This window comes from Bacillus sp. NTK071 (genome assembly GCF_017303315.1).
Taxonomy (GTDB): Bacteria; Bacillota; Bacilli; order Bacillales; family Guptibacillaceae; genus Guptibacillus.
On record NZ_JAFKOI010000001.1, the window covers coordinates 694522 to 721268 of the forward strand.

A 26747-nucleotide genomic window follows, 5' to 3' on the forward strand; every position below is an offset into this window, starting at 1 on the left:
ACTTAAACTAACATGTGTTTCTATAGGGGGGAGATACAAGTGTTTAAATTCGCATCAAAGGAAGTGAATTTTCGTGAATAAGAAAAAGAAGAATCAAGGTAAAGGAAAAACCGCAACAATGATGGCATTAAGCGCATTAGGAGGAGCGGCTGCTTATGGATTGACCAATCGCTTTAGAGACGAATATAATGCCCAACAAAATTCTTCCCAAACCATGACTCATGGCAATAAGCACACAATGTCACAGCAGCCTGCACATAATTCTTCAGACAGTGCGTCGAAACAATCATTCACAGACATGACCAACGCAGCAAAAGGTATGGGTATAGACAACAGTGCGATTGAAGAATTTACGAATGCGATTAAGGATGATTTGAAATAGGTTGATACTTTACATGGGATGAATGAGAATATAAGCAAAAGAAGCAGATGAATGCGTCGCTTAATTTCATTATTAAACAAACTCACAGAACATTCCAGTACTGTGAGTTTGAATTTTTATTTGTAAAAATGAAAGAGAGGAATATATGTATTGATCAATATAAAGATATTTAGTCGTTAAATCATTAATTTTTATCTTAGTTAACATAATACTTATTATAGGAAGTCAATCTCAAAACTATAATTCCGTCTCAATCGTTAAGTAAACTTAAGATAGTGAGACGGAATTGAAATTTTTACTTTATATCAAGAATGCGTTCCAAATCATTTATTTTATCATAACTGCTTACTAAGTATGTTGAGAACGTTTTGTTATCATTATCATTCCTGGATATGATGACTGTATCCTGATCTATATTCACTCTAAGTTCTTTGCCGGTTTTTAAGTAAATAATTAAATCAGCATCATCAACTTGAACTCTGTGATTTGGTAATTGAGTTATTTCATTTTGGTCAAGATCATTTAACCAATTCACAAGGATTGACTCATCTTCAGTTGATGTTATCGGCTGGTTTTGACCTTCGCCATTTCTATGTACTTGTATTTCATAGATGTTCTGTTCATCGATTTCCTTATGCAAGCTGCTCTCGAGACTTATAGCGCTTGCAGTATGCTTATATTTGTCGTTCTTATAGTTTATATAAAGTTCGGCTGATTTCAAATAACTAAATGCGAGAACAGAGAAAAGTAGGATGGTTAGAAGTCCTTTGGTTATTTTTTTCAAACAAATCACCCGCTTTCCTTTTATAGCCTAAGAATCTTTAAATTAATTATAGATTAATCCTTCCTATCATAACAAAATTTCTGTTTTTTTCCTTTAATTATGTAACTTTTTTTATAATTTCCTTGTTTAGTTATATACGTAGTACCAATGATTCCTTTTTATCGTTTTGTGCCAAGTATGTCCTTATTTTAAAGGTGTATTTAGCTAAATAGCGAATTAAAGATAATAGTAGAACACTTTTCGAAATGACAATTCCCTAGTCGATGTATCTTATAAATGAAGGAGATTAAGCAATGCCGTTTTTTATAGGGATCCTCCCTCCACTACTCATTACAAATGAAATCAGCTCGTTTCGAAAAAGATGGGAATATCAAGAGATTTCTCCTCCACACATAACGATAAAAGCACAAGGTGGTTTAACTGAAGAAAAAAGTTGGCTTCCAAAAATTGAGAGTGTATGTTATGACTTTCCCGCTTTTGATTTGAAACTAGGTGCACCTGCAACATTTGGTTCAACGGTATTGTTTAGCAGCGTCCTATCGAAGGAGATCATCACACTCCACCTTCTACTAGTAGATGCTATTAAACCAACACTTGATGAACAAAAAAATTATTACGAGGCAACAGATTTCATACCGCATTTAACCATTGCTAAAGGAGAAGGAATTCCAAATGATGACAATTTTCTACAAATGAAAAACGATGCACATGAAAAATTAGTAGGTTTTGAACCTTTTAAAGTGCATTCAATCCATTTATTTTCTTTAAATGAAAATGAAATCTATAAACCTGTTCTAGAAATACCACTTCGCCCACCTCATAAGAATGCAATATATTAGTTTTATTACAATCAAAAACAACGAACGCCCTGGGTTAATCACCAGGGCGTTCGTTGTTACTTTCGGTTAAGCATAGCTTGCTCCAACCGTTCTAAGCCTTCTTGGAGTATTGAGCGAGGACAAGCGATATTCAATCGTTCAAACCCTTTCCCACCTTCACCAAATATATAGCCTTCATCCAATGCTAGCTTAGCATCCACCTGTATAAATTGCTCTAATTCTTCATAAGACATCGAGAGCTTTCGGAAATCTAACCAGACAAGGTAAGTACCCTCTGGTTCAATTACATCAATTTCTGGTATACGCTTTGCAATAAATGATTTAAGATAATCAAGATTTCCTTCAAGATATTCTATTAATTGCTCAAGCCACTCTTCCCCATGAGTATAGGCCGCTTCAATAGCCGTTATCCCAAATGGACTTGGTGCAAATAAACCAAGTTTACCCATGTACGCATTGAATTGCTCCCGCTTCTCATTATCAGGAATGATAATTGTCGATATTTGCATTCCGGCAAGATTAAACGTTTTGCTAGGCGCAACACAAGTAATCGTATTGGCAGCAATCTTATCAGACAGTGTAGAAATTAGCGTATGTTTATTCTCATTAAGAATCAAATCAAAATGAATGTCATCCGACACGATCAATACATCATACGTTAAACAAAGCTCAGCTAACTTTAACAGCTCTTCTTTTGTCCAAACCCTTCCTACTGGATTGTGTGGGTTACATAGAAGGAACATTGTAACATCTGAATCCTTAAGCTTTAACTCAAGATCCTCATAATCCATCACATACTTGCCTTCTTCTAATTTAAGCGGATTATCAACTACATGTCGATCGCTCTTTTCTACCATATCACGGAACGGATAATAGACAGGTGATTGAATTACCACTTTTTCACCCTTCTTGGTGTATGTATTCACTGCAGCTGAAAGTGCAGGTACAACGCCAGGTGTAAATACAATCCAATCTCGGTGAATTGACCATTGGTGCCTTCGATCAAGCCAACTCTGAATAGTCATCTTTGTTTCTTCAGTTGGCATAGAGTAGCCATATATACCGTGTTGAATTCGCTTAGAAAGCGCGTCAATCACAGCTTGCGGAGCTTTAAAGTCCATATCTGCTACCCACATAGGTAGTAAGTTTTCTTTTTCGAATATTGCATCTGTGTGATCCCATTTTACAGAATGTGTATCATATCGATTAATTCGTTCATCAAAAAGGTTCATAATTGCGCCTCCATCTTTTTGTTTCCATCTTTACTTTATCAAAACTCGTCTACTCTGTCAGATCACTTGCCTGACAGAGAACATAGACACTATTAACTAACGAAATTAATGATAGAATGAACCTACTTAAGTAGGCTTACTGCACTTGTGATTTCTTTCAATTTGTAATAAATCATTAAAATAACTAAAGCGAGGATCGGTTCAAAATGAACACATTACATCATGCATTCTGGAGTTACTTTTTCTTTCGTAAAAAGAAGCGTCTTACAGTTAAATATATTGTTATTGGCGGCATTGCGCCAGACATCATTTATTATGTGATGTTTCTATTTTTATTAGTAGAGCGAAGTATTCAAAAACTCATTGATCCTAGTGTGCAGTTATCTATACATTACTTTATCCATGGTCTTTTTGAACATCCTGTAGTCGATATTTTACGTAAGTTAGGTCATTCCATAGTAATCTGGTTTATAGCTTTTATTGTACTAATGATACTTCACCGCGGGTTTAAACTAACCCCTTTGTCTGGATTCATTTGGGGATGGTTCCTTCATGTTGTTGTTGATTTCTTTACCCATGTAAGTGACGCTGTCCCTATTTTCTATCCTATTTATAACAAAATCATACCTGGCGTTGTATCTTACTGGAACGGTGACTACTTTGGAATCGAATTTTCGATCACGCATTCCATTGTACTCGTATCTACGATCATTTATTTACTAATAAAACGACGTAAAACGAAAAAGATCCTTAAAGAAAACAGTCAAAAAGAGTTCAATTCATAACAAAAAAGGAACAAGTGCTTTTGCACTCTGCTCCTTTTCTAGTCTACTTTCTCTTTAATAACAGAATTTGATTTCATTACTCGATTTCGAATTAAGATCGGAATAACTGATAGTAGGATAAAGACCCCAACCGCTATCGCTATAACTTTTGGATCACCTGTTACAAGACTACTTCCAAGAAAATTATAAGCAAATGTCCCTGGGATAATACCAATTAATGTGCCTAAAAAAAACGAAGTAAATTTAATCTTGGATAAACCAGCTGAATAACTAATTAAATCAAAGTTAAATAGCGGAACGAATCGAAAGAATAAAACATAGAAAAACCCATTCTTCTCAAGTTGTTCCTGTAATTTACGACCTTTTCCTTGCCAATCTTTTTTCGCAATGGTTTTACCTAATTTTCTAGCTACAATAAAAGACAATACTGCCCCACCGGTCGCACCGATAACAGTATAAATCGTTCCAAATAGTGACCCAAAAGCTAGCCCACCTGCAATCGATAGGACAGATGCAGGGAAAAAGATTAATGGGCGGATCGTATAGATCACCATATAGACAATTGGAGCAAGTATGCCAAAGGATAGGATCCAATCTCGAATCTCTTCTACTCGAAAGTCAAGATAGGAACGGCTAAACCAGATTAATAAACTAACGGCAGCCAGAAACCCTATCCATTTCAACCATCTTATTGGATGTTTCATCTTCCCATCCTCTCTTTATCGTTCTACATCTTACACTACCGTATTTTCGATGAAATGACTGTAATAATGCTTACATACGCAAAAAAATGAGCTTTTCCCCGCTATGCGAACAATTGTTTGTATATTAAGAAAATCGCACTTATTACTAGAATACTTGATATAAGCCCTTCAGCTTTCGAAGCGGTTTTCATGTAAACGGGAAAACGCACTCGAAGTGGGATCGGATAGAACAGTTGAATACCTCTAACTGTCATTGCATCAAGTATTAAATGACTAACAAATCCGATTAGAAGCCCTGTTTGAATCAACTCGTTATCCTGAAATGCAAAGGTTGAGGTTAGCCAGTAAATAAGAACAACGAAAAGAATGCTATGTGTGATTGTTCGATGTCCAAAGTACCGACTAATTCCTTTTGAGAGCACTTTGGCTCTTCTTCCTGTCCATGAACCCGGGTGGCATACATCTGGTAAGAGCGACCCTAATAAACACGCTCCGTAGTATAGCATTATCTGCGGTGCGTCCAAACTCTGCGTTATGTAATAGCTTTGTGAAGCTATGCCAAGGCATATACCACCTATGGCATGTGTTTTCCCCTCCATATTATTCCTCCTTCTTTCGTGATGCGTTCTCAATTGGTGTAAAGTGCCCATTTAGAGGGGGTGCAATCATATGTTCGCATTCGGTTTAGTATAGCACAAATAAAGTAAATCATCACGAAAAAAATAGACCCGTCGATTAGACGGATCTACTAGCTTTATTCAGGTTTAGATTTCTTTGTTAATTCAAGTGCATCACCAGTCTCACTTACATCGATAACAAAAGAACCATTGCTATAGCGGTCATTTGGACGATAAGTGGAAGGGTCTACTTCAACTGGTTCACCTTTTTTCGTTCTTACCATTACAAGATCTTGTTTCGTTACAGCCTCAACTCCAATAACACGATGAGGATTTGATTTTAATTCCCTAAGCATCACGACGCCTCGTTTGGCTCTCGTTGTTATTTCAAATTCACTTAATTGCATTTTCTTTACCGCTCCTCGGTGGGTTACAAGGAACAGATCATATTTCGCTGTCGGTTCATAAATAATACCACTCACAACAAAATCATCTTCTTTTAAATTAATACCTTTTACACCGCTCGCACGCTGACCAACGAGACTAATTTCATCTTCTTTAAATCGAAGACCATAACCGAAGTTTGTAGCAATGAATACTTCTTTGCTGCCGTTTGTTACATAAACATCAACCAATTCATCATCTTTTTTAAGCTTAAGTGCCATAAGTGGCTTTGAATAACGTTGAGCTTTATAGTGTGATAGCTCGGTTTTCTTAATCATACCTTGTTTGGTTATGAAAACAAGGTAACGATCTTCCTTAAACTCCTGAATCTCCATGGCCTCAATAATCCGCTCGTCTGATTCAATAGAAACAATATTGGCCACATGTTGTCCGAGATCTTTCCACCTGATTTCTGGTAACTCATGAACAGGAAGATAGAGATAACTACCTTTGTTCGTGAATAACAGAATGGTGTTTGTCGTATTGCTATCAAATTGACGGAGAAGAGTATCTGTCTCTTTCATCCCAAAGTCTTTCCCGTTTGAGGCAGCATATGAACGAGGACTTGTCCTTTTTACATAGCCATCTTCTGTAACCGTTACAATAACATCCTCAGATGGGACCATCACTTCAAGATTGACTTTAATATCTTCAATTTCCTGTTCAATTTTAGTCATACGAGCATCAGCATACTTCTTACGAATTTCAAGAAGTTCTTTTTTAATGAGATTTACAAGTTTTTTCTCACTACCAAGAATTGTTTCTAGCTTGTTAATAAGTTGAGTAAGCTCTTCTGATTCTTTCTGAAGCGTTGTAATATCCGTATTCGTTAAGCGGTATAGCTGTAAGTTTACAATCGCTTCAGCTTGAGCATCTGTAAAGTCGTACTGACTTATTAAATTGTTCTTTGCATCGCGCTTGTCTTTTGATGAACGAATGGTAGCGATAACTTCATCTAGAATGGATATCGCTCGAATAAGCCCTTCAACAACGTGCTGTCGATCCTTCGCTCGTTTTAAATCATACTCAGAACGACGGATGACTACTTCCTTCTGATGCTCAATGTACGCACTTAGAATACGCTTTAAGCCCATTTGTTTAGGGGTTTTGTTATAAATCGCCACCATATTGTAATTGTACGTAATTTGTAAGTCTGTTGCTTTGTATAAATACTTCAGGATTCCAGTTGCATCTGCGTCTTTCTTTAACTCGATCACAAACCTAAGACCAGTGCGATCCGTCTCATCTCGTACTTCTGAAATACCTTCTACTTTGCGATCTACGCGTAGTTCATCAATTTTCTTGACGAGATTTGCCTTGTTAATTTCATACGGAATTTCAGTTACAACAATTTGTTGACGTCCACCACGTACTTCTTCAATTTCAGCTTTACCACGTAGGATGAATTTCCCTTTACCTGTTTCAAATGCCTTACGAATTCCTTCTGTCCCTTGAGCAATGCCCCCTGTTGGAAAATCAGGTCCTTTAACAACATTCATTAGCTCTTCTAGCGTCACATCAGGGTTTTCCATCTGCATGACAGCAGCATCAATGACTTCCCCTAAATTGTGTGGAGGAATATCTGTCGCGTATCCTGCAGAAATACCAGTTGATCCGTTAACGAGTAAGTTTGGGAAACGAGCTGGAAGCACAATCGGCTCATACTGCGTATCATCAAAGTTCGGAGCAAACTCTACTGTATCTTTATCGATATCACGAAGGAGTTCAGATGATATCGCAGAAAGTCGTGCTTCTGTATAACGCATAGCAGCAGGTGGGTCCCCGTCAACACTTCCGTTATTACCGTGCATTTCCACTAGGATATTGCGTACTTTCCAATCCTGCGTCATGCGCACCATAGCGTCATAAACAGACGTATCGCCGTGAGGGTGGTAGTTACCAATAACGTTACCAACCGTTTTAGCTGATTTCCGAAAAGGTTTATCTGCAACATTTCCTTCATGATGCATCGCATAAAGAATACGTCTTTGTACAGGCTTCAGACCGTCCCTTGCATCGGGCAGGGCACGGTCCTGAATAATGTATTTACTATAGCGGCCAAAAGCGTCTCCAAGGACATCTTCTAGCGGTAGATCTAGAAATTTTTCTGCGTTAGCCAATGTTACGCCTCCTCTTCAATAATGGAAATGTTCTCATTCTCGATGATGTTGGTCTCTTCATTCAGTCCAAATGCTACATTTGATTCAATCCATTGTCTTCGTGGTTCAACTTTGTCTCCCATAAGAACAGAAACGCGTCTCTCAGCACGAGCAATATCTTCAATCTTCACTCGAATCAATGTGCGACTTTCAGGATTCATCGTCGTTTCCCATAATTGATCGGCGTTCATTTCACCTAGTCCCTTATAACGCTGAATGGTATAGCCTTTACCGACTTTCTTCATTGCTGCTTTCATACCTTCTTCATCCCAAGCATACTCGACAACTTCTTTCTTTCCTTTCCCCTTACTAACCTTATAAAGAGGAGGAAGTGCGAGAAAAATCTTCCCATTTTCAACAAGCTGCTTCATATAGCGGTAGAAGAACGTGAGAAGAAGTACCTGGATATGCGCACCATCTGTGTCCGCATCCGTCATAATGATGACTTTGTCGTAGTTTGCATCCTCAATATCAAAGTCTGGACCTACTCCCGCTCCAATAGCGTGAATAATGGTATTGATTTCTTCGTTTTTAAAAATATCCTGAAGTTTTGCTTTTTCCGTATTGATTACCTTACCACGGAGCGGGAGGATAGCCTGTGTTCGTCGATCTCGTCCTTGCTTAGCAGATCCTCCAGCTGAGTCACCCTCAACAAGGTATAATTCGTTCTTTTTCGGATTACGAGACGTCGCAGGTGTTAATTTCCCACTTAGAATCGTTTCTTTCCGCTTCCCTTTCTTGCCAGAACGTGCATCTTCTCGCGCTTTTCTAGCTGCTTCTCGCGCTTGAGCAGCTTTAATAGATTTTTTGATAAGCATTTCACTAATCGACGGATTTTCTTCTAAGAAATAAGAAATCTGACCTGATACAATTGCATCAATAGCTGATCGAGCTTCACTTGTACCAAGCTTACTTTTCGTTTGTCCTTCGAACTGAAGCAGTTCCTCTGGAATTCGAACCGATACAATTGCTGTGAAGCCTTCGCGTATGTCATTTCCTTCAAGGTTTTTATCTTTTTCTTTTAAAAGATTTACTTTTTTCGCATAATCATTAATAACGCGCGTAATCGCAGTCTTCATACCCGATTCATGTGTACCGCCATCTCTTGTTCGTACGTTATTAACAAATGAGAGGACATTTTCCGAGAAGCCATCGTTATACTGGAATGAGAAATCCAGTTCAATACCATTGTGTTCACCGTTAAACGTAACAACTGGATGTAATGTTTCTTTATCTTCATTCAAATAGTTAATGAAGGCTTCGATACCGGTTTCATAATAGAAGACTTCTTTACGATCATGGCGTTTATCATTCAGTTCAATCTTAAGACCTTTAAGTAAGAATGCCGCTTCACGAAGGCGTTCGCTGAGCGTATCGTAATTATAATTTAGTGTGCTAAACATCGTAGGATCCGGTTTAAAATGAATTGTAGTTCCGGTTTTACGCGTTTTTCCTATGTTTTCGAGCGTTGTTGCTGGCTTGCCACCATTTTCAAATCGTTGCTTAAATATAAAGCCATCACGATGAATGGTAACTTCTAGCCATTCCGATAGAGCGTTAACAACGGAGGCGCCTACACCGTGTAATCCTCCACTCGTTTTGTAGCCACCCTGTCCGAACTTACCTCCGGCGTGAAGGATGGTAAGGATGATTTCTGGTGTCGGTTTACCGAGTTTGTGCATTCCAACAGGCATTCCACGACCATTATCTTCAATACTGACACTATTATCTTCATATAAAGTAACGTTGATTTCATCGCCATGTCCTGCAAGAGCTTCATCAACTGAGTTATCTACGATTTCGTAAACGAGATGATGCAAACCTCTTGAGTCAGTGCTTCCGATATACATACCCGGACGCTTTCTAACAGCTTCAAGCCCTTCTAGAACCTGGATCGAATCATCACTGTATTCTTGCTTCTGTTTCGTTACCATGTTTTTCCCCTTTCAACTTGCTGTATAGACTAGCCTACCACATGAGAACGGATGTTTCTATTTTTTCTTACACCCTGTCCTTTTTTAAAAGCATTGCCAGATCTGCACTTTTTTAATAGTAAGGCAGTACTCTACAGTCTTTATCTACACTAAGCTTTAACGTAATCATCGTCATTTCTTCTATTGATATACGCTTTCGATTCATCGTATAAAAAAATCCTGCACATTGGCAGGAGAGAAAAAAACATCGAACCGTATTGTACCGTATTGTCTATTTTTCATCAATTGTTTTTACGACATCTACATTACCAGCTTTATAACCAATTGTGATCGTGTCCCCCTCATGAATCGACTCCCACTTCGACCTATCGGTTAAATAAGGAGTTTTGTTAACAACGAGATAATAATAAGGTTTGTCAGCTGCAAATTCAGTCAACTCTTCTGCATTTTCATTTGTTTGATCATTTCCATCTTCTTCATTACTTTCATCTTTTTGGTCGATTTTTATCGTCATTTGTGGCTTTTCATAGCGAATCATTTTCTTTTGGACCTCGCCAGTTACATGTGCTAGATCATCATTTTGTTCGTTAGCAAAGGCCGTACCAACAGCTACAACAAAACATAGCAACAAAACCGACAGAAGGGTTCCTCTCAACATATTCATATAGAGGCTCCTCTCATCGTACATTCGCTATTAGTTTACCATACATTTTTCATTTGGTAATACGTTTTCTTATAGCATAAGCGATTTCCCAATGTTCAAATGAATGATTTAAGTTGAAAGTTCGTTTGAATGTTGAACAACATTAATATCATTTTGCTCTTCCATATAACAATAAAAAGCGTTAACCAAATTTATAATTAAGGTGTTATAATAAGAATGAAATAAACGAATCCTAGTGTTTCAACTAAGATATATTCAAATTAATAGCTGTAGCAAACTTAACTGTTAACTTAATTTATTTTATAGTTGACATAAAATAGTTTATCTTTTACGATTCTTTATAGTGATAATGAAAGCGAGGATCATTTATGGGGAAAATGAAAACAATTGATTTAGTTTACGCAGGAATGTTTGCTGCATTGATGGCCGTTGGGGCAAATATTGCTCAATTTCTTGTCGTTGGGGGTGTCCCAATTACATTACAAACGTTTTTTGCAATTCTTGCTGGCCTTCTACTCGGTAGTAGACTTGGTGCTACTTCAATGATTGTTTACACCTTAGTTGGATTAGCAGGAGCACCCGTTTTTGCTCAATTTACAGGTGGACCTGGTGTTATTTTCAAACCAACATTTGGATTTATTCTATCTTATATTTTAGTTGCGTATGTAGTTGGTAAAATTGTTGAATCAAAGGTTAAGCCTTCTATGTCGACCTTTATGATTGCTAGTTTCACTGGATTTATTTTGAACTATGTTTTAGGAACAAACTATATGTACTACGCTTATAAACTGTGGGCAGATGCTCCAGAAGGATTTACTTATAGCATGGCTTGGCTCTGGATGCTTGCCCCTTTACCCAAAGATATTATTTTAAGTGCTGTAGCGGCTCTTATTTCTCCACGTATCTACACTGCTGTTTCAAAAACGGCGAGACGTCAACATGGCAAAGTTGCCTAATTACGTATTCCTCTATTCCCAATAGTTGAATAATAAATGACCGCCGGTACGCACCGGCGGCTTTTTTTGACTATTATTCGCTTGCGACTTGTTTTGATTTGTTTGAATTCAAGAATAAAGAAACGATGAACATTAGTAGAAGGAAGACAATAACAAGACTAAAGCCACCTTTTTCACCAAACGCCTCTGAAACAAGGCCGATGATATAACCGGCTAACCCGCCACCAATTCCTGAAGCAACGTAGATTAGACCAAGAGCCGACCCTGGATTTTTTGAAATTGTCGTTCCGAAAGCCGTCGCTGTTGGGAACAATGTGGAGAAGAATAGACCCGCACCAGCGAACAAGTAAGGCACTTGATTGGCAAAGAAAAAGCTAATCGCCACGATAATTACTGATCCGAGAGAGAATGAAATCATGATTAATCTTTCGTTCAGTTTATTTGCAAGATATGCAGCCCCAAGTCTTCCTACCATAAAGAAGACAGAGAACAGTGATAATATCGTTGCAACCATATCTGATTTCGCTTCGTTTGATATCCCACCAAGTTCAAGTGATTTTAAATATGGTGGAAAGAAGTTTGTAAATGATACTTCAGCAGATACTTCGAAAATCAAGAAGAACATTAAGAAGACCATTTGCGCATCCTTTAACATTGGAATAAAGGCTTTTAAGTCAATCTTCTCTGCTTTACCATCTGGGAAGGCAACCGATGTAACGTAGAAAATTACTAAAACATTTAATGCAGCAATTCCTGCATAGAAATAGCGCCATGATGCAAATTCAAAGAGATAGTTTAGAAGTTGAGGAAAAACAATCATTCCAAGTCCGTAAATCCCCATCGCTAAATTAAACATTTGATTTTGTTTATTAGGATAAGCAGCTGGAACGATTGCATTTGAAGCAACACCAAGTGCACCAAGACCAAATCCAATTAACATATAGAAACCAAGAAACAGCATTACATTAGATGCTAATCCTGTGCCTAAAAATCCAGCACCCATAATAAATGTAGCAATAATAACCATGATTCGAAGTCCTTTTTTATCTGTAAAATAACCAAAAATCAAGCTTGCAAGTGTAAAGCCAATTTGAAAGATCAAAACGACTAGCCCAAACTCACTCATATCAAGCCCGATGTCTGCTTCGACCTCATCAAGGACAATCCCTTTTGTATTCGTAACCCCACCAGATACGAACTGGGTAAATAATAAAATAATTAACGCGTGAATACTTTTTCCTTTTGACATAGTAACCTCCAAAATTTAATCTATCACGGAGGATTCCACGGTTATTTACATTTAAAACTTGTCATTATTTTCAAATGATTTCAGTTACCGCTTTCATTCCCTCCATACCGTTTCTTAAGCCAAAAAAAAAAGTTGCAGGGATTTCTCCCCGCAACCTATTTCATTTGATAAACCATAAATGTAGCTATAAAGTAAATAACAACAATGGCGATAGATGGTAGCATATAAAAAAGCGTAGATCGCTTCTCTTGCCTTGTAATACTATATAAAATGACAAGTACCACTACAACCGTTGAAACTGTTGTAACGATATTAGACATACTAGCATGCTGGAATATATTCGTTTTAAGATAGATTGCATCCGTAAAAGAGAGAAGCATAATGTTAAATGCGTTACTCCCCAATAATGAGCTTACCCCCATGCTATAATTCCGAAGCTTAAGGGCAGTTGCAACACTCACTGCGTCAGGAAGTGAGGTACTTGCACCGACTAAAAATGAACCTACAAATGATGCACCAAGCCCAGTACTGTCAGCAATTCGATCTGCCGTAAGGGTCAATATTGTACCAACAATCATAATCCCAACAGCGGAAAGTACAAACATTGTGACGACTCTTTGATAGGAAAATTCTCCGTATTTTTGATTTCGACGATTTTTTCTTTTTACTTTTTCTTCTGTTTTGCTATTAATCCATTTTACCCCTACAAAATAAATAAGCACTAGAATGACTGAACTATATCCAATGTGAAAAATACTCGCTTGTAAGGTTAAAGATAATCCTGCTACAACAATTAAAGTCATGACAATGACAAGATAAATATAAAGCTTACTACCAATGTCCGTTTGGCCCATGATTTGTTCATGGCGGTAAACCATATCTAAAACAGCAAGTGCCAGTAAATTAAATAAGTTACTACCGAGTAAATTACCGATAGCAAGATCCGGACTATCAATAGCAATGGCCGTTACACTTGACGTCAGTTCTGGTAAAGAAATGGCAGCGCCAATAATGATGCCCATAAACGCTGATGATGTTTTCGTTTTCTCACTGATCGCATCCCCATACATGGCAAGACGCGTTGCAACAAAGTACGTTGCAATTGCTGCTGAGACAAATAACATAATCGTTAGAAATAATTGCATGAATGTTCTCCTTATGTCCTACAATTTAGCTTCTTCTTACCATTACCTTCATCGATTTTAGCTAAACCTTAAAAAGAAATATAGTATTGCAATGGTTTAATAGGAGTGAGTCAAAAAAAGGTTCTTTACACATAGTAAAACCCGCATTTCCAGCGGGTTTTACTTTTTATTATGCAATTGATCCACAAGATGACTTATAACAAGCGCAGCATCAACGAGTGATTTCCGATCAAACGTCATGGACGGATCATGTAACCCCGGAGATACATTAGCGCCAATCCCAATATAGACAGCTTCTACATCTGTGAGCTCTGTATAATAGTGAAAATCTTCTCCACCTGGCGTTAGTATAGGAGAAATTGCTTTTCCTTCCCCAAGAACAGATTCAATTGAAAATTGCGCTTCTTCAATGAGTCTTTTTGAGTATCTTGGAGCAGGAACGCCACCTTCGGCTTGATAAGTAATATAAGCGTCATGCATGCTTCCGGTGTGAATAAAGATGCGGTCTAATTTTTCTATAACCTTTTTAAGTTCCTCATTATCTCGGCTTCGAATATCAATAGCGAATGAAGCACTACCAGGAATAACATTGAAAGAGCCTCCACCTGCTGAAAAATTGGTGAATTTAATACTTGTTCCAGTCTGAGGATTTGGTCGAATTGCGTTAACCGAATTAATTAAGGCGCCAAAAACATCAATGACATTCACACCAAGGTGCGGGCGTCCAGCATGTGCTGCCCTTCCTTGAATCTTACCAGTCAAAATCGTCCCTGCACTATGCATAAGCGCAGGAGACATAGAACCAGTTGGACATTCTGTTGCAGTTCGTAAATGATAGCCAATCAAGCTTTCAACATCCTCTAGAACCCCTTCATTAACCATCGCTTTTGCTCCCAGCATGATTTCTTCAGCAGGCTGAAAAATAAATTTAATCGATCCATTCATCTCTTTCTTTTTTTCACTAACCAGTTTAGCAACACCTAGTGCAATACTTGAGTGAGCATCATGGCCACACGAATGACGATAAAATACATGTCCATCCGCTTCATGTATAATACAGTCCATATCTGCACGGACGGCAATGCATGGGTGATTACACTCTCCCACCAAGGTTGCAGTCACACCCGTACCAGCTATACATGAGTGAACAGTATATCCCATGCTTTTTAGCTCTTTTTCAATGTAAGCTGCTGTTTTAAATTCATGAAAAGCTGGTTCTGGTATTTCGTGAAGATCTTGTTGTACTTTTTGGATATAGTTGCTAATGTTATATGACATTGTCACACCTCCAATTCTATAGAAGATTTGTGCAAGAGCGTTATATCTTATAAGACAGTGAAATGTTGCCATTCATAGGGTAGTAATTGTTGGTACCGTTGTTCTAGAAAACGACTATCGATTAATACCAGCTGCCCAGTGTCCGTTTCCGTTCGAATAAGCCTTCCTCCCGCTTGTTGTACGCGATTCATACCTGGATAGACATATGTATATTCAAAACCGTTCCTTCCTTGCTGATCTAAATACTTTTTCATCAACTGTCGTTCTAAATCAAAGTTAGGAAGCCCAACTCCCACTACCACGACTCCTGTTAGTCTGTCACCTTTTAAATCAATGCCTTCAGAGAAAACCCCTCCAACTACTGCGAATCCAATCAAACTACATTGACGATTAGCCGTAAACGTGTTCAAGAATTCTTCTCGTTCTTGTTCTGTCATACCACTCTTTTGAATAATCGTTTCGAAACCATCGTTTTTAGAAGTAAAAGCATCATAAACTTGCTCCATATAGCCATAAGACGGGAAAAAGAATAGATGATTTCCTGGTTTTTCATTCACCACTTTAAGTAGGACCTCTACAAGCGGTTGAAGCGTTTGTTCACGATCCCTATATTTTGTCGATAAAGGAGCAATATAGACCTTTGCATTTTCTCTAGGAAATGGAGAACGTATTTGAACAGCATAATTCTCATCATTCCAACCGAGCATCTCTTGATAATAGGATAACGGGGAGAATGTTGCAGAGAAAAAGACAGTGGCCATAAAGCCCTTACGCATAGTTTGGAGTATATAAGAGGGGTCAAAACAAAACAATTTCATCTTTACTTCCGATTTTCCAGATTCGACATACGTGATGAACCGTTCATCATAAAGCTTTGCTATGCGTATAAAATTCTGTGAAGCAAAATACGCATCAAGTAGCTCTTCGTCATTTCCTTGGTGGAGTAACTCCTCCTCGCTGACCTGTATAAATGTATCCAGCTTTACTAGCAACTCCTCGTCAACACCTTGTATCACGAGCTTCCCATTCTCACATGATTTTCTTAATTCAATCATAAATTGATTAATTGCAGATGCAGCGTTTACGATCTCAGCGTTCTTTCCTTTATAAGACCGTTTAAGTTGCAGAAACGGTGACTTAAATAGCTCCGATGAATACATGCCCCTTGCTCGATCTACGAGATTATGAGCTTCATCTACTAGCACCGTCGTACGCTTCTTTTGGTCTTCAATCAATCGTTTCAAAGAAACTCTCGGATCAAATAAATAATTATAGTCACAAATAACAGCATCAGCCGTATAAGAAAGATCGAGCGAGAGCTCAAAAGGACATAATCGGTGCTTATGGGCATACCGCTCAATTACATCTCGAGTTATACGCGTTTCGTTGGTTAACACATCAAGCATCCCGTCATTTATGCGATCATAATAACCATCAGCATATTCACAATAGTCCTTTTGGCAAATGGTTTTATCCTTCAAGCATATCTTATCTTTTGCTGTTATCGTAACGGAAGAAGTGTGGAGTCCACTAGATTCCATTAGTCGAAACGCTTCCTGAGCGGTTTCTCTTGTGATTGTTTTTGCAGTTAAATAGAAGATTTTTTGACCCAGACCTTCCCCCATCGCTTTCACAACAGGAAAGAGCGTACTAATTGTCTTCCCAATCCCGGTTGGTGCCGTAGCAAATAATGTTGCTTCATCTTGAACCGTTTTGTAAACAGCTCCGGCTAGCTTACGTTGTCCATCTCGATACGAATCGAAAGGAAATGGTAAGGACTTAGCTGTTTCCGTCCGCTGCTCTACATGCTTTTGTTTCCATTTAGCAAATGGAGCATAGTGTGAGATCAGTTCATGCATAAACTCGGTCAATTGATTGGAAGTGAATACTTTTTCGTATCGAACAATCTCCTTTGAGTTCGATTGAATGTACGTAAGCTGAACGGTTATTTCGTCACGTTCATGTCGCATAGATGCCATATACGCATAACACATCGCCTGCGCCCAATAAACCGGATAAGAATTTTCATTTATTTCAGTGAGCGGGAGAGAAGTTGATTTAATCTCATCAATAACAAGCTGGTCTTCTCTCGAAAGCAATCCATCACATCGTCCTTCGATATGAAAAGTTAAGTCTTCATATACAAAATCGATTTCGAATGGAATCTCTTTTTGATCTTTTTCCCCATACGTTTTCTGGATCATTTGATGCAGACGAGTGCCCTCAGTCATTGATGTTGTTGTACGAAAGCGAGTGTCAATGCTTCCGCTACGATATGCATATTCCACTAGAGGGCGAACCGATAATCGAATTACTTCATTCATGTTATCACCTATTGTTTTCTTTCATGGACCTTCATATATAAGCCATTTTTAATTCGTAATGAAATGAGTGGTTCAGCTTCGACAGAATGATGATCTGCCATTAACTCAAGACGAAACTTTTTTCCGATTGTAGAAATAATAAGCAGTGCCTCCATTGTTGCAAATTGATTTCCTATACAGCTTCTCGGTCCTGCACCGAAAGGGATATACGCAAAAGGCTGTATCTCTTTCGTATTATCTTCAGAAAAGCGATTGGAATCAAACTGGTTAGGGTCCTTAAAGAATGTCGGATTTCGATGCATGATATATGGACTAATTAAAAATGATGACCCCTGCTTAAATTCTTGACCAGATAGATTTACAGGCGCTGTTGCTTCTCGTAATAACATCCATGCAGCGGGATAAAGTCTTAACGTTTCTTTTAGAAATTGTCCTGTTTGTTTAAACGATTTCATGTCTAATTGGTCAATTGATCGCCATTCACTTAAAAGCTTGTCTTCTTGAGGATTACTCCTCGAAAGTTCGTACCACATCCAAGATAAAACGTTTGCAGTCGTCTCATGTCCTGCAATAAGCATCGTCAAAACCTGACTTTTGATTTCTTCTCTTGATATGCAAGAACCGTCGTCATACTTCGCTGTTTGAAGTAGTCGAAGCAAATGATCACCATCTGGCGCTTGATCAATTAACAAATCAGCTAGATCACGGAGACATTCTCTTCCTGAAGTATACCGTTTATTTCTTGGCGAAGGAATGAATTCTGGAACTGGAAAAGGGAGAAATAAATCGCTAGCTGACTTTTCGATAATGTGTGTAACAGCATCCACAACTTCCTCACTATCATCCTCTAATACATCCTTACCAAACATGATTTTCACAATAATACAGAGTGTCAATTTCATCATTTCATTGCTTATACATCGTTTATCATCATCACGCCAAGATTTAATAAACCGTTCCGTCTCTTCAAGAATGATCACTTTATATTGTTCAAGCTTTTCTTTATGAAAAGCTGGTAGAATAAGCCTTCGTTGTCGCAAGTGCTCTTTTCCTTCTGATGTGAGTAAACCTCTACCAATCGTTTTACTTAATAACCAAGCAGATGCACCTTTCTGAAAAGAAGAGGCATGTGTGACGAGAATTTCTTTAATAGCATCTGGTTTGTGAACGACAAAAGAAGATGCTCCGAGCTCTACAAAATCAGCAATTTCACGTGTTTGAGATAGAAACTTTAATGGGTCTTTTCTGAAATCAAGATAGTTTTTTAATCGAATACCTGAAAGTTTTTCAACCGTTTTCATCACAGATCACCACTCTTTATTTTCTTCTATTATAGAAATCACACAGCTATTATGGCAATGTTAAACAGGTTCTATAAAAAACGTTCCAACTGGAATGACCAGAAGGAACGTATGAGAAATTAATTTACATCAATAGCCCAGTTTCCATTACGGAAAATAGCTTCAGTTGTACCATCTTCTTTAACACCATCAATATCTAGCTCACCTGAACCCATCATAAAGTCAACATGAGTGATACTGTTATTAACACCATTCTGATCAAGCGCTTGATCATCCATATCTGCTCCACCCTTTACGCTACTAGGGTAGGCTTTCCCAAGTGCTAGGTGGCACGAAGCGTTCTCATCGTAAAGTGTATTGAAGAAAATAAGCCCTGACTGCGAAATAGGCGAATGATGTGGAACAATTGCGATTTCGCCAAGTCTTCTTGAGCCTTCATCCATGTTAAGAAGGTTCTCAAGCGTTTCATATCCTTCTTCAGCAGAAAAATCGATCACTTTACCATCTTTAAAGGTGAGAGAGAAGTTATTAATTAAGTTGCCACCGTAGCTAAGTGGCTTTGTACTTGCGACTGTACCATTCACACCGTATTTATGTGGTAGTGTGAACACTTCTTCTGTAGGCATATTCGCATTAAATTCAATACCCTGTTCAGAATGAGAAGAACCACCTTTCCAGATATGACCTTCAGGAAGATCAATCTCAAGATCTGTACCAGGAGCTTTGTAGACAAGCTTCTTATAATGTCTGTCGTTTAGGACTCCTCTTGCTTTAGCAAGAGTCGCATTATGTTCGTTCCATGCTTCAACTGGATGATTCTTATCCACGCGCGTAATCTTAAAGATTTGATCCCAAAGCTGTTCGATTGCTTCATCTTCAGATGCTTCAGGAAAGATCTTTGTTGCCCATTCTCCATTTGGTATTGCTATGATTGACCACGTAATTTTGTCGTTCATCGTATATTTACGGAAGTTCTTCATCGCTTCACCAGCCGCTTTATTAGAAGCGGAGATTCGCGATGAATCAATGCCCTTTAACAAATCAGGATTAGTGGAGCGGATCGATAGAATTGCTGCACCTTCCTCTGCGAAATGATCGAACATCTTTACTCGCCATTCAGGAACGTTTTCAAGCACATCCTGGGCAGCATTTTCATACCATAAACGGTCTAGCTCATCGTCACTCCAATTTATATGTACCGTTTTTGCTCCCATTTCATAGGCTTGCTTAACAACGATGCGTGCGAAATCTGCTCCTTCAATCGAAGCATTTACGATTAGCATTTGATCTTTCTGCAGATTAACTCCTCGCTTAAGAGCTAATTCTGCATACTTTTCTAGCATATTATGTTCTGGCAAATCAATTCCTCCTTAGTTTCAAAACGACTACTTAGAATTTTAACAAAACTCACACTCTCTGTCCTCTATATCCTGGATATATCTTCAATCATCTAAAGAAAGGCGTGTAAAATGTGAGCAACACTCCTAATGAGCAGCATTCAGACATGTGCATGTCTGAGAACACGATAACGGTTTATGGCACTGGGACTATTGAAGCAACCCCTGACATAGCTAACGCTGTTATTGGTGCAGAAACAACATCTAAAAGTATTAGTGAAGCACAGAGAGAAAATGCAGAGACGATATCTGCAGTCGTAAATACAATTCATAATATTGGTATATCGAACGATAATATTCAAACCGCGGATTATCGAATTGAAGAAGAGTATACGTTTGAAAATAACACGAAACAATTTCTCGGATATAAAGTTACACATCTTTTAAACGTACTAATTGAACCAGTTCAGAAAACAGGGGCCGTTTTGGACGCAGCTGTTGCTTCAGGTGCAAACACTTTATCAGGCATTCAATTTAAAATTAAGCATCCTGAGCAATACAGCCAGAAAGCATTAACACTCGCGATTGAACAGGCAAGAGAAAAAGCGATAGACATTGCGGTTGCTCTAAAGGTCCAACTCCCTCGAACCCCACACAAAGTCATCGAAATAGAATCATCTACTCCTGTTTACCGTATGCTTAGCCAATATCAAGGAACACCTATACAACCAGGACAATTAACCATTGCTGCTAGCGTTAAAATGATCTATGTTTTTCCAACATGAAAAAGGGCGTAACTGATTACGCCCTTTTCTTCATTTCGTCATGGCATGCTCAACTTTAATACAGCGATCCATTACCATTTTCAAGTTATGTTTTTTACCATATTCATACGCTTCTGCATTCATAACACCTAACTGTGACCAGAAAACATCCGCATCAATGTCTACAGTATCTTTCATAATATCGGGTAAATATTCGCTACGCCTAAATACATTAACGATATCAACGTGACCTTCAATATCTTTTAAAGAATCCACTGCTTTAATACCAAGTGCTTCATCTATCGTTGGATTTACTGGAATAATTTCATAGCCAGCATCCATCATAGCCTGTGAAACCATATAGGAAGTTCGATTTGGATTATTTGATAAACCTACAACAGCGATTCGATTGTTTTCTTTAAGGATTTTTCCTATTTCTTCACGAGACGGATTTTCAATATTCATCTGCGTACACTCCTTTGCAAATATTTGTATACTTCTATTATAAAAGAACGCAAGTCAGATCAACACTAATTCGCTCAAGTATTTTGAACGAGCTGACTGTTCTATCGCTTTGATAATAACCTTTAAAATATCATAAGGGGTATTGTTTCCTGAGTTCGTTGCTTTAATGTAAGTAGATTGTTTCAACAGAGTTGTTTGTTCTCTGACTCGTTGTTTTGTCTGAATTAGGTTACGAAAGAAAGTTGTTAACTTTTAATCCATTAAACCAGCTCAATTTGTTATAATTTTCTTAACTAATTTAAGGGGGAATTATTTATGTCAAAAATTCTATTTTCTAATTTACTAAACAGGGGGGGATTACTGCTTTAATGTAAACATATCCCTCCTACCTTTCAAATGTCCGAACTTATTATGAAAGTTGGAGGATCATGTCATCGATTTCAACAAGAAATATTACTGTATTATTTTGGGTTAATTTCTTTGGTACAGTTAGCTTTCTTCAACCAGTCCTAACGTTATTCTATTTAAAGAATGGATTAAGCGAAGCTGATATACTAATCATTTTACTGTGCTGGAGCGGGGCAGTTTTGATAGGTGAAATTCCAACCGGTGTTTTTGCGGATCGTTTTGGTCCTAGATTATCATTCATCGTTGGTTCATCGATCAAACTATCAAGTATAGGGTTCTTATTATTTGCGGAAAGCTTGCCTATGTTCCTCCTATTCAGTTTCTTAAACGGCCTATCTGTAACGTTTTTCTCAGGAGCGGATGAAGCGTTAATTTACGAATCGCTCAAGAAAGACAATCAACATAATAAGATGGACCAGGCAATGGGTAACATTCAGTCAGCTGGTTTTATGGCAATGATGATTGCGGTGTTGTTGGGTTCTTTTATAGCAAAAGATCTACAAATGGAGCAATTCAAACTACTCATCACCCTTAGCATGGGATCATATATAGTAGAATTTCTACTTTTATTTCTAATTCGCGAACCTGAAGTAAAAATTACAATTTCTGATACTTCACTACATAAAGTAGCTGAAGGAATGAAAGTGATTAAGAGAGCACCACAGCTATTGCTTATGTTTTTGAACTTAACCCTTGTATTTATTCCAACCGTTGCGGTTTTTGAAAAGTTTGATCAGCCACTTATGATTGACGCAGGATTACCCGTTTATCTTATTGGTTCTGTGTATGCAATTGGAGCATTACTCGCTTTCTTTTCTTCAAGAAGCATTGGAGTACTTCATAAAAAATTCACTTATCCTTTCTTAATGTACGCATCTGGATTTTTATCTGCATTGGGTCTAGTAGTTGCAGCTATGTTTCAAAATCAATTATGGGTTGTGCTTTTCGTTGTTCTTTTCCTAAGGTGGGTTGGAGCGATACGCTATCCCATCTATTCACAGTTAAGCAATAACCTTATCCCAACTCATGTAAGAGCGACTACAATTTCGCTATTATCGATTCTAGACTCATTATTTGATCTTATTGTTTTTATTCTCCTCATCGGTTTTGCACGTGAAGGAATTCCAGGCATACTATTAGGATCGGCCTGTATAGCAATGATCGGCTCATTTCTTCCAATTCAGAACAGATCACATCGTAAAAAACAGGGAAACAGAGCTTTTAACCACTAAATAAATTTCCAGAATGGTTTGCTTTTTAGCATAGGCGATGCTATTATATATTTAAACCATTTTACTATTAATATATTTAGGATTTAAATTAGCTGTAGCTTCGAAAGAGGGTAACAAAGTTAAATCCTCTTAAAAAGCTGCAGTTTTTTAATGTAAACGTATTACTTTGTAAAGTGGTGAATTTTAAATTATGTACGATGAGGTACATTAGGAGGCAATTTTTTATGCAAAACGGTAAAGTAAAATGGTTCAACGCTGAAAAAGGTTTCGGTTTCATCGAAGTTGAAGGTGGAGACGACGTATTCGTACACTTCTCTGCAATCAACGGCGAAGGTTTCAAAACACTTGACGAAGGCCAAGAAGTTAACTTCGAAATCGTAGAAGGTAACCGCGGACCACAAGCAGCTAACGTAACAAAAGCATAAATGGCTTAATAAGCCCCTGACGACTAGATCGTCAGGGGCTTATTTATTGTATAGAAGTTGTTATACCGTTTCTTTTATGTCCAACTTTTTCCTTAGTTCAAGCTCATCATGAATAGGTATCTGATGATAACCCATTATTGGAATTTCTGGTTTTTGAACACGTGCTTGATTAACTGCATCTGATTTAATACTGGTTAATCGGTATCCTTTTCGTTGATAGAACCGTAAAGCTTTCAGGTTATCATTCGTCGTAAGGAGTACTATCTCATTTAACCCATCCATTAAAGCTAAGATTTCCACTTCCATTAACAAACGGCTTCCTATGCTGTTATTTCCGACTAAACTATCCAAAGAGATTATTTCAAGGAAGCTCTCATGTAGATAATAGGTAATCATTCCGATAATATCGCCTGATTCATTGTATGCTATGAAACCGCTTAGTCTACTTAAGTCATAAACTCCTGATGAAATGACCATTTCGGTACTTCCCCATAGAGTTGTGAACAAATTTTGCAATTCCTCTTGGTGATCCTCGAGGATTGGTTGTATGTTGTATTCACAAGGATCATAAACCATAAGGTAACAATCCCTCCACTTCCCCTCATGAAACTCATTCTTAGAAAGCATACATTTTCTCACGAATCCTACGTTCTCATAACAAGTAATTTCTCTTGTATTCCACGCTTGTGGATCCATTACAATAAGGGATCCTTTTAATTTCTCAATAATATAATTTAGAACCATAGCAACGATTCTCGTTCCTATTCCTTTGTTCCAGTATCTTGGCTCTCCAATAAATTGATCCATTCCATACGAGTTTGCAGGAAGCGAAATACCCCTCACTTCATTGAGCTGATAAAATTGTATATAACCTATTGGATAGCTATCCTTGTATATGAGGCACCGTGTTTCATAATCATCGACCAAAAAATCGTTTCGTACTTTATTAATCGTGTACTTGTTGTCTCTCCCTTCATAATAAGAAAGTACTTCGTCATTCGTTAACCATTTCAAAAGATGAAGTTCATCTTCTTTTTTAATTGATTGTATATTCAGGTCGTTTTCTTCAATGAAAATAGTCACTATCCTGTCCTTTCTCAAGCATTTTTAGCTTGTCACTTTTTGATTAGGTAGTACTAATAATAAATGACATAAATAAAAAAAATAAAAATCACAAAAAGTGAATATTTCCGATTAAAATCGGGTATAATAAATAGTTATGCTATATCAATGCTATAAATAGTATGGTACAATGATTAAAACATACTTCTAAAAGATGGGACTTGATAAACATATATGGGAAAATACATGATTGACCACCAAAAACAAATTGTCCATAGGACAGCATACGCTGGTGATGAATGTCATTTACCCGAGACCCCTATAAAACACCGGACCGAGGCTAATCATGAACAAGAACTTCTAGTTTTTCTTCGTCAAAAAGGTTATCGAAAATGTGCTTCTTGTTTCTTTGGTTCAACATTTGAAGCAGAATACGAACTTTATACTCCGTCAAGATCTTTGTGAGTATTTACTAATTAGATAGATTAACTTTCCAGAAAGGGCAAGGATATTATATCCTTGCCCTTTCTTTCGTTCTAGATCTCTAACTAGCATACTTAGTTATATGTACTATTACCAGCCTTTTATTGTTAGCGATTTCACGGTATAATACAAATGGTCGCTTTTTTCTGAACAATTTTTTTATTCAAGAGTTTGCATTTTCATGTTTTACTAAAGGAGTTGGTGTGTTATATTCATAACTATGTTTTTATAAACATACGTTTTTCCGTTTTAGAAAATTCGTTAAATACGACAGAGGTGACACTACTATGCACAGTAATTATCACACTAAATTATCTTCAGAAGGAATACTTAAATTCGCTCTCCCTTCTCTTATCGGTATCTTTTTATTCATGATCCCCATTCCAAATGATGAGGGTGTAACGATTCCAATTGCTAAACTTGCGGGTTGGCTCCAGGGCTTATTCGGCACTACATTACCTGCTATTATGACTATTGTCATTTCAATTACTGCAATACTTACAACGATAGCTGTTGTAATCAAGCCAAATTGGGTGACGAATCGACCATTTATGGTAAGTCTTCTCCAAGTCTCTCCAATCTGGACTTTTGCGCGCATTTTGGGGATGATATTCGCAATTCTTACATTATACAATATTGGCCCCGAATGGATCTGGTCAGATGCAACTGGCGGGTTGTTACTTAATGATCTAATTCCAATATTGTTTTCTGTGTTTTTATTTGCGGGAATCTTCTTACCTCTTCTATTAAACTTCGGTTTATTAGAATTTTGCGGCACGCTTCTTACAAAAATTATGCGCCCTATTTTTAAGCTTCCTGGACGTTCTTCAATTGATTGTCTCGCGTCATGGATGGGAGATGGTACGATAGGAGTCTTATTAACGAGTAAACAGTATGAAGAAGGATATTATACCAAACGAGAAGCAGCCATTATTGGAACTACTTTCTCAGTAGTATCCATCACTTTTAGTATTGTTGTACTTCAGCAAATGAAGCTAGAGCAATATTTTATACCTTATTACATAACGATTGTTCTTGCAGGGGTCGTAGCAGCAGTTATTATGCCAAGAATACCACCACTCTCTCGAAAACCGGATACAACATTTGAGTCTGCTGCTGAGACACCAGATGATACAATTCCAGAAAACATGTCCCGTTTCCGTTGGGGGCTTGTTCAAGCAACTAGAACAGCAGAAGATAACCGCACTTCTAATGTTTTAAAAGGCGGTATTCAGAACGTACTAGATATGTGGATGGGTGTTATTCCAATTGTAATGGCAATCGGAACAGTCGCGTTAATCATTGCAGAAACCACTCCTGTATTCAGTTACCTTGGAGCACCATTTGTACCTATTCTCAATATTATGCAGGTTCCTGAGGCAGCTGAAGCAGCACAAACGATGGTAATCGGATTTGCTGACATGTTCTTACCAGCTATTATTGGCGCAGATATTGAGAGTGACTTAACCCGATTTGTTATCGCAAGTCTATCAGTATCTCAGTTAATCTATATGTCTGAAGTTGGTGGACTACTCCTTGGCTCGAAAGTACCTGTGAGGTTCATTGATCTTGTGATTATTTTCCTTGAACGTACATTTATCTCATTACCTATTATTGTAATCATGGCTCATATTATTTTTTAATTCCAAGAAGTTGGGACAAATTGTCCCGACTTCTTTTTATTTTCTCTTGTTATTTAGATTATTGATTGAAAGTTTGTTTAGTAGCAAAGTTTTTTATTTTCTTATACAGTACGGTAAGTGAAATTAATAAA

General features: G+C 37.7%; 23 protein-coding genes. 8 read left to right on the plus strand and 15 right to left on the minus strand.

Annotated features, from left to right (window positions below; translation table 11 throughout):
• The first annotated feature begins 73 nt into the window (after window positions 1-73).
• On the plus strand, window positions 74-382 hold the full coding sequence (locus JI666_RS03510) for a hypothetical protein (protein WP_206888967.1): 309 nt from the start codon (window positions 74-76) through the stop codon (window positions 380-382).
• Window positions 383-677: 295 nt separating this feature from the next.
• Here the strand turns inward: JI666_RS03510 and JI666_RS03515 are convergent, their stop codons facing one another.
• Window positions 678-1166, minus strand: a complete 489-nt coding sequence (locus JI666_RS03515; RefSeq protein WP_206888969.1) for a hypothetical protein — start codon at window positions 1164-1166, stop codon at window positions 678-680.
• A gap of 293 nt (window positions 1167-1459) precedes the next feature.
• Here JI666_RS03515 and JI666_RS03520 point away from each other — a divergent pair, with 293 nt between their 5' ends.
• Window positions 1460-2005, plus strand: coding sequence for a 2'-5' RNA ligase family protein (locus JI666_RS03520; protein WP_206888972.1), 546 nt, complete (start codon window positions 1460-1462; stop codon window positions 2003-2005).
• Window positions 2006-2061: 56 nt separating this feature from the next.
• Here JI666_RS03520 and JI666_RS03525 read toward each other — a convergent pair whose 3' ends face one another.
• On the minus strand, window positions 2062-3237 hold the full coding sequence (locus tag JI666_RS03525) for a MalY/PatB family protein (RefSeq protein WP_206888975.1): 1176 nt from the start codon (window positions 3235-3237) through the stop codon (window positions 2062-2064).
• Window positions 3238-3443: 206 nt separating this feature from the next.
• Between JI666_RS03525 and JI666_RS03530 the strand changes: the two genes are divergently transcribed.
• A complete protein-coding gene (locus JI666_RS03530; RefSeq protein ID WP_206888978.1) occupies window positions 3444-4022 on the plus strand; it encodes a DUF4184 family protein in 579 nt (192 codons plus the stop codon).
• Between the two features lie 38 nt (window positions 4023-4060).
• On the opposite strand, the gene JI666_RS03535 is transcribed toward JI666_RS03530, so the two are convergent.
• From JI666_RS03535 to JI666_RS03555, 5 genes are all read right to left on the minus strand, one after another.
• Window positions 4061-4726 carry a TVP38/TMEM64 family protein gene (locus JI666_RS03535; protein ID WP_206888980.1) on the minus strand — a complete coding sequence of 222 codons (666 nt, stop codon included), beginning with the start codon at window positions 4724-4726 and terminating at the stop codon, window positions 4061-4063.
• Between the two features lie 101 nt (window positions 4727-4827).
• The gene (locus JI666_RS03540) at window positions 4828-5325 is read right to left on the minus strand and encodes a metal-dependent hydrolase (RefSeq protein WP_206888981.1); all 498 of its coding nucleotides are present in this window, start codon (window positions 5323-5325) and stop codon (window positions 4828-4830) included.
• A 155-nt stretch (window positions 5326-5480) separates the two neighbouring features.
• Window positions 5481-7907: a DNA topoisomerase IV subunit A gene (gene parC / locus JI666_RS03545; RefSeq protein WP_206888983.1), complete on the minus strand. Its 2427-nt coding sequence runs from the start codon at window positions 7905-7907 to the stop codon at window positions 5481-5483.
• Window positions 7908-7909: 2 nt separating this feature from the next.
• Complete coding sequence (parE, locus tag JI666_RS03550) at window positions 7910-9880, minus strand: DNA topoisomerase IV subunit B (RefSeq protein WP_206888984.1); 1971 nt, start codon at window positions 9878-9880, stop codon at window positions 7910-7912.
• 271 nt (window positions 9881-10151) lie between these two features.
• Complete coding sequence (locus JI666_RS03555; RefSeq protein ID WP_206888985.1) at window positions 10152-10544, minus strand: hypothetical protein; 393 nt, start codon at window positions 10542-10544, stop codon at window positions 10152-10154.
• 368 nt (window positions 10545-10912) lie between these two features.
• On the opposite strand from JI666_RS03555, the gene JI666_RS03560 reads away from it, so the two are divergent.
• The gene (locus JI666_RS03560) at window positions 10913-11500 is read left to right on the plus strand and encodes a biotin transporter BioY (protein WP_206888986.1); all 588 of its coding nucleotides are present in this window, start codon (window positions 10913-10915) and stop codon (window positions 11498-11500) included.
• Between the two features lie 73 nt (window positions 11501-11573).
• On the opposite strand, the gene JI666_RS03565 is transcribed toward JI666_RS03560, so the two are convergent.
• From JI666_RS03565 to JI666_RS03590, 6 genes are all read right to left on the minus strand, one after another.
• Window positions 11574-12749, minus strand: a complete 1176-nt coding sequence (locus tag JI666_RS03565) for an MFS transporter (protein WP_206888988.1) — start codon at window positions 12747-12749, stop codon at window positions 11574-11576.
• A gap of 155 nt (window positions 12750-12904) precedes the next feature.
• Window positions 12905-13894, minus strand: coding sequence for a sodium:calcium antiporter (locus JI666_RS03570; protein WP_206888990.1), 990 nt, complete (start codon window positions 13892-13894; stop codon window positions 12905-12907).
• Between the two features lie 159 nt (window positions 13895-14053).
• Window positions 14054-15172, minus strand: a complete 1119-nt coding sequence (locus JI666_RS03575) for an amidohydrolase (protein ID WP_206888993.1) — start codon at window positions 15170-15172, stop codon at window positions 14054-14056.
• Between the two features lie 47 nt (window positions 15173-15219).
• Window positions 15220-17496, minus strand: coding sequence for an ATP-dependent DNA helicase (locus tag JI666_RS03580; protein ID WP_206888998.1), 2277 nt, complete (start codon window positions 17494-17496; stop codon window positions 15220-15222).
• Window positions 17497-17504: 8 nt separating this feature from the next.
• Window positions 17505-18797, minus strand: coding sequence for a cytochrome P450 (locus tag JI666_RS03585; RefSeq protein WP_206889005.1), 1293 nt, complete (start codon window positions 18795-18797; stop codon window positions 17505-17507).
• A gap of 119 nt (window positions 18798-18916) precedes the next feature.
• Window positions 18917-20155: an aminopeptidase gene (locus JI666_RS03590; RefSeq protein ID WP_414635122.1), complete on the minus strand. Its 1239-nt coding sequence runs from the start codon at window positions 20153-20155 to the stop codon at window positions 18917-18919.
• A gap of 113 nt (window positions 20156-20268) precedes the next feature.
• Between JI666_RS03590 and JI666_RS03595 the strand changes: the two genes are divergently transcribed.
• A complete protein-coding gene (locus tag JI666_RS03595) occupies window positions 20269-20919 on the plus strand; it encodes an SIMPL domain-containing protein (RefSeq protein WP_206889007.1) in 651 nt (216 codons plus the stop codon).
• A gap of 30 nt (window positions 20920-20949) precedes the next feature.
• Here JI666_RS03595 and JI666_RS03600 read toward each other — a convergent pair whose 3' ends face one another.
• A complete protein-coding gene (locus JI666_RS03600; RefSeq protein WP_206889008.1) occupies window positions 20950-21363 on the minus strand; it encodes a CoA-binding protein in 414 nt (137 codons plus the stop codon).
• Window positions 21364-21791: 428 nt separating this feature from the next.
• On the opposite strand from JI666_RS03600, the gene JI666_RS03605 reads away from it, so the two are divergent.
• Both JI666_RS03605 and cspD read left to right on the plus strand, forming a co-directional pair.
• On the plus strand, window positions 21792-23003 hold the full coding sequence (locus JI666_RS03605; RefSeq protein ID WP_206889011.1) for an MFS transporter: 1212 nt from the start codon (window positions 21792-21794) through the stop codon (window positions 23001-23003).
• A gap of 224 nt (window positions 23004-23227) precedes the next feature.
• Complete coding sequence (gene cspD, locus JI666_RS03610) at window positions 23228-23428, plus strand: cold-shock protein CspD (RefSeq protein WP_048309367.1); 201 nt, start codon at window positions 23228-23230, stop codon at window positions 23426-23428.
• A 60-nt stretch (window positions 23429-23488) separates the two neighbouring features.
• Here cspD and JI666_RS03615 read toward each other — a convergent pair whose 3' ends face one another.
• A complete protein-coding gene (locus JI666_RS03615; protein ID WP_206889012.1) occupies window positions 23489-24511 on the minus strand; it encodes a GNAT family N-acetyltransferase in 1023 nt (340 codons plus the stop codon).
• Between the two features lie 749 nt (window positions 24512-25260).
• On the opposite strand from JI666_RS03615, the gene JI666_RS03620 reads away from it, so the two are divergent.
• Entirely contained in the window at window positions 25261-26616 is a 1356-nt protein-coding gene (locus JI666_RS03620) for a YjiH family protein (RefSeq protein WP_206889014.1), read from the plus strand.
• The last annotated feature ends 131 nt before the right edge of the window (window positions 26617-26747 follow it).